The 18,212-nt window shown below is 32.3% G+C and carries 7 protein-coding genes; 6 read left to right on the top strand and 1 reads right to left on the bottom strand.

What is annotated here, in order from left to right:
- Positions 1-56 precede the first annotated feature (56 nt).
- The 6 genes from ACZ41D_RS00130 to ACZ41D_RS00105 all read left to right on the top strand — a co-directional run bounded on the left by ACZ41D_RS00130 (position 57) and on the right by ACZ41D_RS00105 (position 17,554).
- Positions 57-6,392, top strand: a complete 6,336-nt coding sequence (locus ACZ41D_RS00130) for an IPT/TIG domain-containing protein (protein ID WP_464151911.1) — start codon at positions 57-59, stop codon at positions 6,390-6,392.
- A gap of 47 nt (positions 6,393-6,439) precedes the next feature.
- Entirely contained in the window at positions 6,440-9,118 is a 2,679-nt protein-coding gene (locus ACZ41D_RS00125) for an S-layer homology domain-containing protein (RefSeq protein ID WP_464151910.1), read from the top strand.
- 106 nt (positions 9,119-9,224) lie between these two features.
- Positions 9,225-10,721 carry an S-layer homology domain-containing protein gene (locus ACZ41D_RS00120; RefSeq protein WP_464151909.1) on the top strand — a complete coding sequence of 499 codons (1,497 nt, stop codon included), beginning with the start codon at positions 9,225-9,227 and terminating at the stop codon, positions 10,719-10,721.
- Between the two features lie 38 nt (positions 10,722-10,759).
- The gene (locus ACZ41D_RS00115) at positions 10,760-12,238 is read left to right on the top strand and encodes a S41 family peptidase (RefSeq protein WP_464151908.1); all 1,479 of its coding nucleotides are present in this window, start codon (positions 10,760-10,762) and stop codon (positions 12,236-12,238) included.
- A 119-nt stretch (positions 12,239-12,357) separates the two neighbouring features.
- The gene (locus tag ACZ41D_RS00110; RefSeq protein WP_464151907.1) at positions 12,358-13,956 is read left to right on the top strand and encodes a CTP synthase; all 1,599 of its coding nucleotides are present in this window, start codon (positions 12,358-12,360) and stop codon (positions 13,954-13,956) included.
- Positions 13,957-14,323: 367 nt separating this feature from the next.
- Positions 14,324-17,554: an S-layer homology domain-containing protein gene (locus ACZ41D_RS00105; RefSeq protein ID WP_464151906.1), complete on the top strand. Its 3,231-nt coding sequence runs from the start codon at positions 14,324-14,326 to the stop codon at positions 17,552-17,554.
- A 369-nt stretch (positions 17,555-17,923) separates the two neighbouring features.
- Here the strand turns inward: ACZ41D_RS00105 and ACZ41D_RS00100 are convergent, their stop codons facing one another.
- Positions 17,924-18,091 (bottom strand): hypothetical protein, encoded by a 168-nt coding sequence (locus ACZ41D_RS00100; RefSeq protein WP_464151905.1) that lies wholly within the window; start codon positions 18,089-18,091, stop codon positions 17,924-17,926.
- Between the last annotated feature and the right edge of the window lie 121 nt (positions 18,092-18,212).

The raw sequence follows: 18,212 nt of genomic DNA, 5'->3' as shown, positions 1-18,212 counted from the left end.
GATAATATTATATAAAATACAAGAAAACTATCCCCATGTTTTAAAGGAGTGATACTATGAATATAAAGAGAAAGATATTTGCACTGATCCTATCTTTTATAATGATAATTACATATATGCCTATAGGAGATATGACGGCTTTTGCTGAAGATGAAGAGAAAGTTTTTTCCATCGATAGGAACGGTATGAGTCCTGATAAGGTCTCTGCTGGTAATGGTAAGGTTGTAGAAATAACAGGGACTGGATTTGGGACAAGCAAGAACGAGATAGAAGCATATATTCGCTATGATGATAATGGAAGAATTGTTAATATAAAGGAAGAGAATATAGACCCTCCAGGGAATAATAAAATATCAATATATATACCTCCTTCTAAAGGAGGATATGTTGGGGGAGCACGTTTAGTAATAAGCAGAACAGACTGGGGTTCTGATTCTATTTCTTTTCAATACATAGAGGACCCAGAGATTACAGGTATTAAAACTAATACGGAGATAAAAATTGTAAGAGATGAAAATGGGGAAATTATTTATGAGGATGATAAATTTAAAACTGAGAAGAATACTTACATAGAAATAGATGGTAAAAATTTCAGTTCAGGAAGTGAAGATGTCAATATTGATGAATATGTAAAATTAGAAGGTAATGGGAAAACCTACTTTGCTAAGGTAAAATCTCAAAGAGGAGAATATATAAAAGCAGAAAAACCAGAGGATTTTGATCATAATAAAGAATATGAGGTAACTATAAACAATAAATTTGGTGGTTCTGCATCATTTACACAAACTATAAATATTGCAAAACATGATATAACCAATCTTTCAAGTTTAAATGTAAACGTAGGGGGTAATTTAACTATATATGGTAGCTTCCCAACTGAAGGTACAGGTGAAGATACCAATTTAAAGGTATACATAGGAGAACAAGAAGCTAATATAATTAGTATGGATGAAAATCAAATAAAAATCACTGTACCTCAAATATTTCCCAATGATTATCAAAATGTAAAAGTTGTGAATACAGCAGAAAACACAGCAGTGACATTAGTTGGTGCATTGCTAGTTTTACCAAAACCAATTTCATTTACAGTGGAGTCGGTAACGCCAAATGCAGGGACGAAACAAGGTGGCACTTTAGTTAGAATAAAAGGTACTAACTTAAATTCAAATATGCAGGTTAAATTTGGAGACAAATATGCAACAGAAGTTGAGCTTGATGCAGAAATGACTACAGATGATGTGACTGTACTTAAGGCAATAACACCACCATCAGATTATATAGGAACTGTAGATGTAACAGTGATAAATCCATTAGATAACGGACAGGCGATATTGCCAAATGGCTATAGATATACAGAAGTAGAGAATTCACTAGTAGTAACTAGTATTAATCCAAATTGGGACTATGAAATAGGTGGAAAGATAGTTTCTATTACAGGAAGAAACTTTCAAAGGACAACAGAAAATGATGAAGGGACTATTGTTTCAGATGAAGAAGACGTAGAGCTAGTAGAGGTATCTGATGGTGAAGATAAAAAAACAGTTGTGACGTTTATAAAAGGTAACAATGAACCTTTTACTTACAAAGACCCTAATACTGGAGAAGAAAAAACTGTAGTAAGAGAAAGAACTTTAAAGGTATATTTTGGAGGAGAGCTAGCAGGAATACAACTTATTAATTCTGAAGAGGATGTTTCTCTCAAAAATATTACTATAATAGACCCTAAATATGGAACTCAAACTATTAGAGTAAAAGTACCTCAAATCACTTTAAAACCTAGAGAGGATACAGATGTAGACGTTACAGTTGAAATAGAAACACAATACATAGAAAAATCTACCTATGGAACAGAGAATGAAAAAATAATTGACCAATATACAGAGAAAGAAGTTGTTCCTGAAAAGTTTACGTATAAGCTTGTACCTAGTGAACCAAGGCTTGAAGTTGTAGATACGGAAAAGTACAATAATATTCCTTCTATAGATGATAATATTACTATGGCAAAAGGTCCACAAGGTAGCACAGTGTATATCTATGGATTGGATTTTAGATCAGGTGCAAAAGTGTATTTTTTCAAGGAAGATGATAAACCTTTAAATGAATTATTGATACCTAGTAATGAGGGAGAAGTGTTAGAGGTAATAGATCTTGAAGGGTCAGTAGATGATAAACCAATAAGCAGGATAGAAGTAAAAGTACCAAATATAAATGCTCTTGGGCCAGTAACAGTATTGGTTGTAAATCCTGATGGAGGAAGGACTAAAACTTTAGCTGAATTTAAAGAAGAAAATCCTTTTGTAGATGAAGAAGAAGAGGATTATGAGAAGAAAAATAAAGACATTGAAAATAGAATAATTGCAAGGCAGTTTGAATACATAAGTACTCCTGTAATAGATGGAGTTTCACCAAGTTATGGTTCAACGGCAACGGAGACGCATCCTAATATGCAACCTATAGTAGTAATAAATGGTAAAAACTTTTTAGTAAATTCATATATAGATGAAGGCTTAAATACTGTTGTTGAAAAGCCGGTAGTGTATGTTGTACCTGATAGCATAGAAACAGAAGAAATATTAAATGGATTAAATCAACCAGCATACGATAAATACAAAGCAGAGCTTAAAGAGGTAACTCTTGAAAAAGATGATAAGCTCATAAATCCAGACGGGGTAAAAGAAAAACTCGGTACAAGAATGGTAGTTAAAATGCCAGTAGTAAAACCAGAAAATGAAGGATATAGAGATATAATTGTTATAAACCCAGATGGTGGATATGCAAGATATAAAAATGGATTTGAATATAAAAAACCAAAATCGAACCCAGAGATTTTTGAGATAAATCCAGATAGAGGTAGTGTAGATGGTGGAGAAGAAGTAAAAATAATAGGTAAAGATTTTGATTATAACATTAAAGAAATATTACTTATAGTAACTATTGACGGAGAAATGGCTGAAGTTAAAAATGTAGAGAGAACAACATATAATGGTGAAAATGCACAGATTATAACTATAATAACTCCAAAAGGTACAGAAGGAACAAAAACTGTACAAGTTATAAACTCAGATGGTGGTACTGCTGAAGGAGAATACACATATACTGCAATAAATACTATACCTATTATTACAACTATAGCACCAGATAAAGGAGGACCATTTACTGAGGTGCTTATAAAAGGCGATGATTTTGTATTGCCTGATCCTAGTTCTACAGATGATGATGAAAAAATTGGGACAAGGGTATTTTTCAATGATGATGAGATTGTTACTAAAAAAGAAAATGGCACAGTTGTTTCTGAGGTATATATTATAGATAGGCAGACTATAAGAGTAGTATTACCAGATGATCTTCCTCTAGGGATGAAAGATGTAAAAGTGTTAAATCCAGATACTGCTTTCTTCATAGTAGAAGATGGTTTTGAATATCTAAATCCTCAGGATTATCCTGAGATAACCGAAATATCACCAAACCAAGGGTCAAGGGATGGTGGCACTATAGTAACAATAAAAGGAAGTAATTTTAAAGAAGGCATAGACGTTTATTTTGGCGAAAAGAAAGGAATAAATCCACAAGTAAATGGAGATGGTACAGAGATAACAGTTACTACTCCTAGCTATGAAATAGATGAAAAAATAACAGATAGTGTAGTTGTTCCAGTTACAGTAGTAAATTATGATGGTGGATCTGATACTGTAAGAGATGGATTTACATTTAGGGTACCGGGAAGTTTTCCTAAAATAAAAAACATAGATCCAAACACAGGTTCTACAGCAGGTAATGAGAGTATAACAATAGAAGGTGAAGATTTTAGATATGTTGATTTAAATGAAAATAATAAATGGGATGAAGGGGAACCGACTTCAAGAGTTTACTTTAACGGAGTTGAAGCATTAAGTGTAAGATATGTTAGTGATGTTGAGATTATAGTAATTACACCTCCATATCTTGAAGGAGGAAGAGTTGATGTAGTTTTAGTAAATCCAGATGCTGGTACTGCTGTGGCAAAAGGCGGATTTACATACGAAAAATCCAGACCTAAAATAGATACTATTACTCCTGATACTATACCAAAATTAGGTGGAGAAGAAATAACTATACTTGGTGCAGACTTCATGAAAGGGATAGAGGGAGAAGCAGAAGGAGATATAGACATTGAAGTAATATTTGGAGATGAGTATGATTCAGATAGCATTTCTGGAGGCTATGCTATTACAAATATAGGTAAACTTCAAGTTGAATATGACAATACAGACCCGAATGCACGATACAATGTATTTGTAAAATTAGACGGAAAAGAGAAAGCGTCTCTTAAAATGAACTTAGGAGAATCGAGAATAATACTGCTTTCTACATCAGAAGAAACAGATAATAAAGAAGGCATAAAGATTGAATTAAAGGATAAAAAACTGACAGTTACTAGAAGATTATCACCTAAAGTTGATTATATAGATGAAAATACTATTATAGCTATTACACCACCTATGGATGAAGTAGGAGAAAAAACAGTAAGTGTTGTAAATAGAGATGGTGGTACTGGAAAGGGAAGTATAACAGTAAAAAATCCAAACAGCAACCCAATAATAACTGATATAGACCCTAAAACACCTGTAAATATAAAGGATTCAGAGATATTAGATTACTACATGGTTGAATCTACAATAGACGGAGAAATAACATTTGCTATCTTTGGTAAAGACTTTAGAAAAGGTGTAAGAGTTATGATAGGAAGTCAGGAAGCAGAGGTATTGAGTAGAAGTAACGATGACGATATGATTTTAGTAAAATCACCAAAAGGCAAGGAAGACGATGTAAATAAACTTTTAAAAATCATAGTTATTAATGAAGACGGTGGAATAGCCGATTCATCTAGATCAAATATAGGCGGTGAAGGAGAAGAAAAAGCACCAGCATACTATGTATATAGAGCAAGAGAAAGCAATCCAGTTATAGACTCTATAGAACCTAACAAGGGCAGCATAGCAGGTGGAGATACAGTTGTTATAGAAGGAAATGATTTTAGGCTTGAAGATATAACAGTAAGGTTTGGCGGTAAAAAAGCTACTATTTTATTTGAAGAATCTTCATATAAAAAGTTAGTAGTTATTACTCCACCGGGAGATGCATTGGGCACAGTAGATGTTATGGTAAGAAACAATAGGGAATTGGGAGAAGTAATTGCACCTAATGCTTTTACCTATTATTCAAATCCAATTATAACAAGTGTAAGTCCTAGAAATATACACAATACAGGAGGACAAACTATTACAGTTAGAGGAAGTATGTTTTTAGAAGGCATCAAGGTGTATATAGATGGTGTAGAAGGAACAGATGTTAAACTTATAGATGAAAATACTTTAGAATTTATAAGCCCAGCTGGTGAATTAGGAGAAAAAATATTAAGAGTAGAAAATACTGACGGAGGTTGGGATGAAACTACGGTAACATATATATTACCAATTCCTGATGAACCTACAGGATTTAGGGCATATCCTGGTCATGAAAGGTCGATAGTATTAAAATGGGATGATACTCCTGGAGCAGCAAGATATAAAATATTTGGATTTGGCAGAAAATCACGAAAAGGAGATTATAAATTTGTAGCAGAAACTACAGAGCTAGAATATATCATTAAAGATTTAGAGCCAAATACAAAGTATTATTTTAAGCTGTGGGCTATAAATGAATATGGAGAATCACTTGATTATGACTATGCTTATGCTACAACTTTAAAATCTAAAGAAGATGAAGGAGACGATAAATACGACCAAAAAGAAATAAAAAATACAGTAATAAGATATGCTGACGGTGGAATATTCATAGACTTGCCTACAGACTATGATGGTGGAGAATATAGTACAGATATTACTGACTCGTTGTATAAAGACTATGATAAAATACAGATAAATATCCCTATAAAGGCTATTAAGAAAGGTAAAGGAGGGGTGTCGGTATTAGCCAGAGATATTAATGCTTATGTTTCTATGTATAATTTAAAAGCTAGCACATATTACAGAAGCACAGATGATGACGACACAAATGTTATAATAATGTTATCTAGAATTAGCAAAGAACAGAAAAGTCGAATGATAAAGAGTTTAAGTAGAAAAGAAAAAGCCATAACTGATGCTTATGAAGTAAAAATATTACTTCAAAGAGATAGAGAAATGGAAGCGATAAAAGTATATAGGGGAATAAATATAGGACTAACAGTAGATCAAGATGGGGTAGAGGAAGATAATATATATATGTACAAATTTAACCCAGAAGAAAATAAATTAGAAGAATATAGCGATACTGTAAACACTGCAGTAGATTACAGTATGAGTAAATTTGTATATAAAATATACGGAAATATAGAAGAAGATTCAAAAATTATAGGAATAACTAAAAAATAGTTAAGCAAAACAACTATTCCTAGTGTTTAACAAAGGAGTTGCATAAGATGAAAAAGATAATATCAATAATGTTATCAATACTACTCATATTGCCACTATTACCTATTACAGAAGCGTCTGCAGAAGGTAATGAATATGAAGGGCTTTCATCATATAAAGCCTTGTATCAAAATATAATCTTTAAAGATATAGAAAATCATTGGGCAAAAGATTCTATAAATAAGATGGCTGCATTATCCATAATAAGAGGAATGGGAGAAGAAAACTTTAACCCATCTGGAGTTCTCACAAGAGAAGATGCTCTCATTCTTCTAGCCCGTTTATTAGGGCTAGAACAAGAGGCTTATGATAGAGGACAAAATTTAGTAGATAAATCAGATACTGGAGGATATACTATAATGAGCCCTTGGGATTACTGGGCACAAGGTTATATAGAAGTAGCTCAAGATAATGGGATAGTTACTGATGAAGAAGTTCGTAATATTGAAACTATAACTGATTCTCAGCAATATAATATTGATATTGAGCTTGATAAAAGTATGTGGCAATATTACAATAATATGAACCTCACAGAAGACCAGTTAAATAATATAGAAAGACAATTAACCCAAAAGATAGAGAAAAAATATACATGGTTAAAGCCTGTAAATAGAGAACAAATAGCCTTGTGGGTATCTAGAGCATTAGCAATACAGCCTATATCGAGAGATAATTTACAGAGAGTATACAATTTAAAAGACTGGCAGCAGTTATCCGTAGAAAACATACCTTATATAGAAGCAATTATCGAAAAAGGAATAATGACTGGTGATGACAAAGGCTATTTTAATCCTAAATCATATTTTACACGTGGAGAAATGGCAAAACTATTAGACAATATTCATGAAGAATTGCTCACTAAGCAAGGTTATAGAATATATACAGGCATAATTGATGATATAGAAACTAATAATGAATATATAGATAATAATAAAACTATAGAAAAGATAGTGAAAATCAAGAACGATGACGGTACTGTTTCATCTGTAATAACTAGAGAATCTGAAAATAGCTCTTTAAACAGAGGTTTTATATCTTATAAAGACAATAAGTTATTGCCCAATTATGTAGAAGTATTTGATTATGTTAAATATTACGTAAATCCTCAGGGACAGGTAGTTTTTATGCAGGTATTAAATACAAAACCTTCTATACTTGAAGGGACTGTTGAAGAAATCGACAAAGATAATGGCACATTATCTATTATGGATTACGATGGTAATATATATAAACTTCCATTATCCCTTGGAGCAAATATTTTTATAAATAATAAATTAGCAACTCTTGACGATTTTATATATGGACAAGATGTAGTTGCAAATATTAGCAATGGTAGTATTATAAAACTTGATGGTTATTTAGATGAAGGTGAAAAAGGTTATATTCATCCTGGGGAAAGGATATATATAGGCAAGGTTCTTTATATAGATAAAAATAAAAACACCCTTACACTTTTAAATGATAATACACAGAATGTCTTTACTCTCACACCATTTACACCAGTTATGAAAGGTGGCTTAAATGTAGGGTTTGAAAATATAAAAGAAGGAGATATAGTAAGACTGGAGTTTGACCAGTATGAAGGTAATAACCCTATAAAAGCATATATCGCTGAACCTGACAAGCAGATAGAAAATATTCTTAAGGCTACAATTATAGAACACAATTCCTCTAGGAGAGAAATAGTACTTAAAGATGTGAAATACTATGACCATACAAAGTGGGAAGATTATAACGGATATACTAAAATGCCATTAAGCTATAATACTGACATATATTATAATGGACGTAAGTTAGCTGAAGAAAATATAAAGAGTTACTTAGGTAGAGAAGCTTATATAATTACCCAAGACGATTTTGGTAAAGAAGAGGCTATGAAGATAGTATTAAAAGATGGATATGAAAGAAAATATACAAATTCTATACAGGAAATAGCTTTTGGAGATAAAAGAATAAAAGTAGATTATAATGATATGTATTATGATGATAGTACCATAATAGTAAAAGACGGTAAGCTTATAGATCCATATAATCTCAATGAAGACGATGATATATTTGCCATCACCCATGGCAGTGATAAAAAAATAGCAGCGTTTATTTCAGTAGAGAGTTTACCTGTAGCTGAAGTAATAGTATATAAAGGTAGAATAGATGAAATAGGTCAATACGATTTTGAATTAGATGATTATGATGTACTTGAAGGCACAGAGTGGGATTATAGCTCGAAACAAATACCTTTCAATATTAGTGAAGATACATGGATTATAGATACTAGAGATGATGAAGTAAGTGAAGTCGATGTTGAAGAATTTACAAACAGTAGATTTTTAAAGAATAAACGAAGAAGTGATAACTATTATGGAAAATATGCTTATGTAGTTGAGTACGATGATATGGTTATAGCTATGGGTATAATTGATAAAGACGATGATGAAGCACAAGTAATATCAATAGCTGATGTAAAAAGTATAGATTTAGATGATGAAGAAGTATTGCTAAAAAACATCAGAGATTGGAATGAACTTAAGGAAAAATGGAATGTAAATAGAGCTAAAATACAGCTTAAATTAGAGGATGCTATTATCATTAAAGATGGAAGAGAAATTGATGTAGATGATATTACAGATAGTGATAGTTTATATATTCTAAGAAGAAATGATGTAGGCTATATTATCGTAGTAAGATAAAATCGGGGACATAAGATAGGACTGGGGACATTCCTCGGCTACAAAGGATAGCCATAAACAGAGGTGTGTCCCCATACATTAATGTATAAGGAAGGAGTGGCAGTATATGAAGAAAAAGCTTGTATCTTTGTTTTTAACTGTGTTTATAGTTTTAGCTATGGCTGGTACTGTATATGGTGAAGTATATAATGCAGGGTTTGAAGGGGGTATAAGCAAAAACGAAATAGATTATAAAAAAGTCAAAGAATATAAAGAAGTTATATTTCTTACAGGAGAGCCAATAGTCCTTAAGGGGACAGTAAAAATAAAGTCTACAGACAAAAAACTTAATTATGAATATGAGTTAACAAGCGAAGATGGAAAAGTAGAATTAGAAAGAGAAATTGACTTAAACAGAATCATAGACAATGATGATGAAAGCAGACAAACTGTAGAGGTAAATGACGTTACAGATTTTGATGAAGAAATCACAGTAGAAGATGAAGATGGTACTACTACATATACCTTAACTAGCTACGTTCTCCACAATTCTGCAGTAGATGATAAACAACCTATAGTGACATATTATGCAGGAAATTGGTTAGGAGATAAAACATATGACATAAATGATGGAGAAGGAGAAGTGACAGTAAATATAACTGGAAACATATATGGATATAATCATTCATGGGGGGCAACTGAAACTCAAAAGATTCACAGAGATATAAGCTTTAAAAGAGAGATTGACGATGATATTATAAAATGGTATGGTTATGCAGATATAGACCTTTCATTTAATAGAACAAGAAAGATGGAGTATTTTGAAAATCTTCCTTATCAAACTAGCTTCAGTGATGGGTACACTCTTACAGAGAAAGAAGAAACAATCATGAAGTATACATACAGTCTTCCACGGATAAAAGATGGGGAAGTTACTGACAGAAAAAATAATGGCAGCGGAACTGAACGTTTTGAAACCCTTCCTACACAACAAAAGTTATTTATACCTAAATACCAAGATATAAAAGGACATTGGGCAGAGTGGGATATAAAACGATTAGCAGGATTAAAGGTTGTAGACAACAATGAAAAATATTTTGGACCAGAATTAAAGATGAAAAGGTCTGATTTTGCTAGATGGGTAGCTTTAGCTACTAATTTATATCAGGAAGAAGACACACCTAAGAGATCTTATACAAAACCAGAAGTAAATCCCCAATTGTTTAACGATGTATCAACTGATGATCCAGATTATAATTATATTAAGGTAATTAAAGAAAGAGGTATAATGAACGGGGTAGGCGACAATAAATTTATGCCAGACGGAGAGCTTACAAGGGCTCATGCTATAACTATAATTATTAGAGCAATAGGCCTTGAAAGGTTAGCACCTAATCCACCATTTGATACTAGATTTAAAGATGATAAAGATATACCATCATGGGCAAAGAAGGCAATATATGTGGCAGATCAGATAGGTATTGCTACAGGAACACCTGATGGATATATATATCCTAATGAACCTATGACAAGAGCAGAAGCAGCAGCATTTATAAATAGATTCATAACATATTTACAAGAAGACTTAAAGGAAGACTATAGAGAAGGAATCATCAATTATTAGTAAAAATTGAGGACATATCTTAATAAGGAGGCAAAATGATGCAAAACAAAAAGACTAAATTACAACAAATATCTTTAAACAAGTTTGCAACTTCATATATTTCTATTTTACTTATCTTTTCAATGATATTTTTAACATTTCCTTCATGGAATGTATATGCTGATGATACAAATAGTACTACTACCCAAGATGCAATAATACAAGAAGATTCAGATTTTCTTGGGAGAATGATGAAATTTATACAAGAAAATTATGTTCACGACATAACAGAAGAAGAACTAGTAGAAGGTGCACTTAAGGGTATGTTTTCACAGCTAGACCCATATAGCAAATACTATAATGAAGAAGAATACAACGAACTTAAAGAAAATGTGTCAGGTGACTTTGGAGGTTTAGGAATAATTATAACTGAAAAAGACGGATACATAACTGTGATTTCACCAATTGAAGGAACTCCTGCATTTAAAGCAGGAATAAAACCTGAAGACAAAATAATATATGTAGATGATATAGACATGAGGAATTCTACTGCCAAAAAAGCTGCAGAATTAATGAGAGGAGAGCCAGGTACAGATGTAAAGCTTGGAGTGATGAGGGAAGGTAATGAAGGTGTATTATATTTTACCATAACTAGAGATATTATAAAGACTAACCCTATCACATACAAGATATTAGATGATAATATAGGGTACATAAAAATATCTCAGTTTAACGACAATACTTTCTTAAATATATATAAAACATTAACTGAATTTGATGAAAAAGAAGTCAAAAAAATAATAGTTGATTTAAGAAATAATCCTGGAGGAAGTTTAAATCAGGTTATAGATGTAGCAAGGCTTTTTATACCTGAAGGGCCTATAGTACATATAAAATATAATAACGGAAAAATAAAAAGTTATAATTCATTTCTAAAAAAAGCGCCATATGATTTAGCAGTATTGGTTAACAAAGGAAGTGCAAGTGCTTCAGAAATATTTGCAGGGGCAGTACAGGATAGAGAAATAGGAACAATTATAGGGACTACTACCTTTGGAAAAGGAACAGTACAGAAAATATTTTCATTAAAAAGAGGAGGGGGTATTAAGATAACTGTAGCAGAATACCTCACAGCTAATAGGAGATCTATAGATGGAAAAGGAATAGAACCTGATATAATGGTACAAAATATAGAAGATGAGATTAAAGATAGATTATCTAAGATACCATCATTTGACTATACAAAAACAAATTCATTAGATGATGTAGGATTGAATGTATTAGCTGCAGAAGAAATACTAGATATAATAGGGTATGATCCAGGTAAAATAGATGGAGTATTTACATACAAAACTTATCAAGCTGTTGAGAAATTTCAAAACGATAGAGGCTTGATTTCTAAAGGAGAGTTAAATAAAGAAACTCAAGAAGAATTAGAAAAAGCTCTAAAAGAATATTTTCAACAAGAAGAAAATGATAAACAGTTACAAAAGGCTATTGAAGTGCTTTCATCAACTTCTAGTACAACAAACAAATAATCTTGACAATCATAAAGTAATTATATAAACTTTAATAGTTAAATATTAATTAAAGGTACAGGGAATATTAATCTATTCCCTGTTTATATATTTTAACCATATAGAAAGGATTGATTATTTTGCCAACGAAGTATGTCTTTATTACAGGGGGGGTTGTGTCTTCCCTTGGGAAAGGAATAACTGCAGCGTCTTTAGGCCAATTGCTTAAAGCTAGAGGGTTAAATGTAACTATACAAAAATTTGACCCATATATAAATGTAGACCCGGGAACCATGAGTCCATATCAGCACGGGGAAGTATTTGTTACGGATGACGGTGCTGAAACAGATCTCGATTTAGGACATTATGAAAGGTTCATCGACATTAATTTAACTAAATACAGTAATGTTACTACAGGTAAAATATATTGGTCGGTACTTAATAAGGAGAGAAAAGGAGAATACTTAGGAGGCACTGTTCAAGTTATTCCTCATATTACAAACGAAATAAAATCAAGAATAACACAAGTGGCAGAAGAAAAAAATGTAGATGTAGTAATAACCGAAATAGGAGGGACAGTAGGAGACATAGAAGGGCTACCATTTCTTGAAGCTATAAGGCAGATAAAATACGATGTAGGTAGAGAAAATGTTATGTATATTCATGTAACATTAGTTCCTTACCTTTCGAAAGCTGGAGAATTAAAAACTAAGCCTACACAGCACAGCGTAAAGGAGTTAAGAAGCATAGGTATACAGCCTGATGTAGTAGTGTGTAGAACTGAACATGAATTAAGTACAGAACTTAAGAAAAAAATAGCTTTGTTTTGCGATCTTGACTCAACAGATGTAGTACAAAATATTGATGCAGAAACCATATATGATGTTCCACTTTTGCTTGAAGAAGAAGGGCTTCCACAGATGGTTATTAATCATTTAGGACTCAAATGTGGAAAGCCTGATTTAACAGAATGGAAGAAGATGGTGGAAAAAGTAAAGAAACCTAAGAGAAATATAAAGATAGCATTAGTTGGTAAATATGTAGAACTTAAAGACGCATACCTATCAGTAGCAGAATCGTTGAGACATGCAGGTATATCAAATGATGTAAATGTAGATATAGACTGGATACATTCTGAAAACCTTGATGAAAATAATTGTGAAGATCTATTAAAGGACTCTGATGGTATACTAGTACCTGGAGGATTTGGAGACAGAGGTATTGAAGGTAAAATTTGCGCAATAAAATTTGCTAGGGAAAACAAGGTACCATTTTTAGGAATATGTCTTGGTATGCAGATGGCAGTAGTTGAGTTTGCTAGGAATGTTGTTGGGTTAAAAGGGGCACATAGTTCAGAACTTGATCCAAATACACCTTATGCAGTAATAGATCTTATGCCAGAACAAAAAGAGATAGATAAAATGGGCGGTACCATGAGACTTGGAAAATATCCATGTAAAGTTATAAAAGGTACAAAGGCATATGAAGCATATGGGGAAGAAAATATAAGCGAAAGGCATAGACATAGATATGAATTTAATAATGAATTTAGATCTATATTACAGGAGCATGGCATGGTAATAAGTGGTTTATCTCCAGATGGGAAATTGGTAGAAATAATAGAGTTAAAGAACCATCCTTGGTTTGTAGCATCCCAATTCCACCCAGAATTTAAATCCAGACCAACTAGAAGTCATCCATTATTTAGGGAATTTATAAAGGCAGCAAAAAACAGATAAAAAAGAACGACTGAGCGACTGGGGACATACCTCAACAGAATAAGCTAGACTTCAAAAAGAGGTGTGTCCCCTTACCTTAATTAAACTGTAACATAATTGTAATGTTACTCTTGCAAAAATGATATATAATAGATAGTAGTTAACATGGTGATGCAGTATAATGTATATTACATTTGCATTACAAAAATGATTGTCTCATTGACTGACAATCATGTAAGTGCTATAATAAGGGATAGAATGCAGGGATTAGCATTATTCCTGTTTCGTAGTCCTTAGGATTAGGGAGATTAGAAGGATACTCCTAATCCAGATATTAATCCTTCAAAAATTTTAATTAAAACAAATATCAAAGGAGGTCTTTGAAAACATGAAAAAAGTTCTTTCATTAGTACTTGTACTTGCAATGGTACTAGGTACATTCAGCTTTGCTTTTGCAGCTTCATCAGATAATGTTACTGAACTAGTATCAGACATAGACAATGATGAAGTAGTGAAAGCAGTTGAGAGATTATCAGCATTTGGCATAGTAAATGGTATGGAAGATGGTAAATACCATCCAGAGCTAGAGACAACTAGAGAGCAGTTTGCAAAAGTTGTAATTGAAGCATTAGCATTAGGAGACGTTGCAGATGCAGCTAGTGGGGCTAGCAAATTTACAGATGTTGAAAACAACAGATGGTCTGTAGGTTATATAAATGTAGCTGCAGATCAAGGCTTAGTTAAAGGTATGGGAGATGGTACATTCCATCCAACTGATAAAATAACATATGCTCAAGCTGCAACATTATTAGTAAGAGCATTAGGCTACAGAGATGAATTTTTACCTGGAGATTGGCCAGGAAATTATTTGGCTAAAGCAAGTGAAGTTGGAATACTTGATGGTGTTAAGGTTAGTCCATCTGGATTTGTAAACAGAGGCGACTTAGCATTGATGGTAAACAACACTTTAGATGCTGAGATTATAAAAATAAAATCTTACACAGCAAACAATCCAGAATATGAAGAAACAGAAATAACTTTATTAGAAGACAGATTAGAACTTGACAAAGTTGAAGATTTAAGAGTTGTTGAAATTCCAGAGTTGAATGGAAATCTTGAATCTGATGAGTTAAAAGTTATAGCCCTTAAAGATGATGTAAAAATAGACAATAAATATTATGACAAATATGATGCAGAAGACAATGACAAATTAATTAAAGTTTATTTTGACGAAGATTCAGTAGATCCAAAAGATTTACTTGGAATGGAAATAACAGGATACTTTGATGAAGATAAGTTAGTATATGCAGAAGTTGAAACAGACCCAGATGATGTTTTCAGATGTATAGCTTATGATGATGAAGGCGACGGCACAATGATTATCTGGGATGCACCAATTGATTATTATGACTGGGATTCAAGTGCCGTAGTTTATATCAATGGTGAAAGAGTAGAACCTGATATAACTAGCAAAGGTAAATGGAAAGAATCATGGGATGTTTTCACTGAATATAGTGATAGTGATGTATCTTATGCTTTTGCTAAAAGAATAGTTGTAGAAGGTGACGAAATAGTATTTGCAGACATAGCTGTACCAGAAGAAGTAAACTTGATAGTAACAGATGTAGACGAAAGCAAAGAAAGAATAGAATATGTTTTATCATACAATTATGATATAGACTATGCTGACATTGATAATACTGTTGACCTAGATACTGATTTAGAGTTAGACCTTGATGATTATGATGCTTATGACATCTTCGCACAAGATGGTACTGAATTAGAGCTTTCAGACATAGAAAAATACAATGTATTATACTACTATGAAGATGAAATAGATGATAACATACTTCATATATTAGTAGCAGATCCAGAACAAACTGTAACTGGCGAACTTGAAAAGGTTAAAATTGGTAGAGTTAATTCTGGATTTACTAGAAGTAGAGTATTTATTGATGGTGATGGTTACTCAGTAGCAAGTAGATTTGCTTATACTGATGATGACCTAGATAGTGCTAAAGGCGTTCACAGATATAGTTCATTAGACGATATTTGGGACGATTCATTTGGTGAAGAAGTTTCAGTATATTTGGATTTCAAAGGCAGAGTAGCTTTCATGATAACAGATACTGAAACGGCAAATGATGATTATGGTGTTATAATAGGAACAGATGATAGCTATGGTGACGAAACAGTTAAACTATGGACTATGGATGGCGTTAAAGACGTTTATGACTTTGATTCTGATAGTGATGTGGATTTTGACGAACTAGAAAAAGGTTCTATAGTTAAATATAGTCTAAATGCTGCTGGAGATGAAGTAGAAATAGAAAAAGTTTGGAATATAAAGGAAAGTCATGGAGTATATTATCTAAATGAGGTAAAAGAAGATAATGTATTACCTACATTAGATACTAAAGATACATTTGAAGATGATGCTATTAGGGTAGTTGGTGCTGATTACAGTAAGTACTATAATGAATCAGGTTCAGTATACTTAAATTATGCTGATTATCTAGAAGAAGACTATGATGATAGTGAGTTAGAAGTAGTTAAATGGGCTGATTTAGACGAAACTAATGCAGACAGTGGTTGCTATGTATTAATTATCACTGATGAAGACCATGAAAAAGATGTTGACTTAATGGTATTTGTAAATAATTATGACAGTATTTCTGACGAGGATAAATATGTAGGATACATTGTAGAAAGACAAATGAGTAGTGATGAAATGACATTGACTGTAGACGTATCTGGTGAAGGTATCAAAGAATATGTTTTAGATGATGAAGATGACGCATTTGATGAAATAGATTATGCAGAAACATTTATCGTATTTAGAGAAAGAGGAGAAGATGGACTAAAATTAGATGCATTTGGTGACGAAATTAATGTTAAAACTGATTATGAATTAATAGGTCATGTACTTGACTATAATAATGTAGATGGATTTGCTTGGGTAATAGATAGAGATGGAAGAGATTTAACTGTAGCAGTAGGCGATTTAGATGGTGACGACTTTAGTTTCAGTGAAAAAACTTATAAGATTTCAAAAGACGCACCAGTTTATTATGATGATGAGAAAGCAAGCTATACTGATTTAGACTTTGGGTATGCTATAGAATTTGTAGTAGAAGACGAAGAAATTGTAGCACTTAAATATTGGGAAGACGAAGATATAGAAGGTTGTGCTACAGAATTAACTGGTGATGACGATGAATATGCATTAGCAACAGATCCAAAAGGTGAAGATGAAGATGAAGATGAAGAAATAGAAGTAGAACCTAATACTGCTGTATTAACTACATTAAGTACTGATGCTAACTACGGACGTACAGTTACTGCTTCAGTTTATGTAGATATTGACTTAGATGATAAAGCAGAATTTGATGTTGAAGTTGATAGAAGTAAAATCGCTATACCTATATCAGAAGCAGAAAAAATTGGAGTACGTAATATTAGTGGAATAGAATTTAATGAAGAAGATTCAACTGTTACATTTACAGTAGTATTTAATGATGATGTATTTGTTGGAGATACATTAAAGATTTCAAAAGATGCAATCAAAGTAAATGAAGTATCTGCTCCAGCTGAGGATGTAAGTATTGAAATTAAATAAAGCGAGAGAATAGTGATATATTAAAAGGAACCACAAAAGTGGTTCCTTTTGGTTCTTTGTCAATATTTGGGGTGGGATTTTTTTAAATCACACTCCATTACTATTTTTAGCTCTAATTTTTGCATTTGGTTGAGGCGGATAAAGCTATACGTGTTTTTGGGTGCACTTAAATAAACCTAGCTAAAATGTAGGCTTCATATAGGTATTTACTTTTTAGATATTTATCTAGTACAGTGAAGAATCCTATTACGGAACCTATGAAAGTTTTTAAGCCCAAAAGATATTCGTTTCAATGATATTTTCCAGTCTCTGCATTACCCTTAAACTCATCAATACAAAGAACCTACAAAAAGGCAAATCCTTAATTGTTTATTCTCTATAATCGTGAATTTTAGAAGTTTTAGCACCACAAGCAGGACAAGTATGTTCTTTTGGATCGGTTGTAATATGGATTTTAACAAAAGAATCACCATGTGATATTTTAGTTATTTTAACCCCTTCTAAATTTAATAATTGTGTGATAAAATTAGATTGCACTTGTGAATAAACCTCCTTTGTATGTTGTTTTTTCCAATTAACATTTTAGCAGGTTTATTTCGCAAGTGCATTATATTTTGAAAAAATAAATGTTAGGGCACATCTTTCTCTACCCCAACAT

This window comes from Brassicibacter thermophilus, from assembly GCF_055378355.1.
This window is presented reverse-complemented; position numbering and strand designations above follow the sequence as displayed.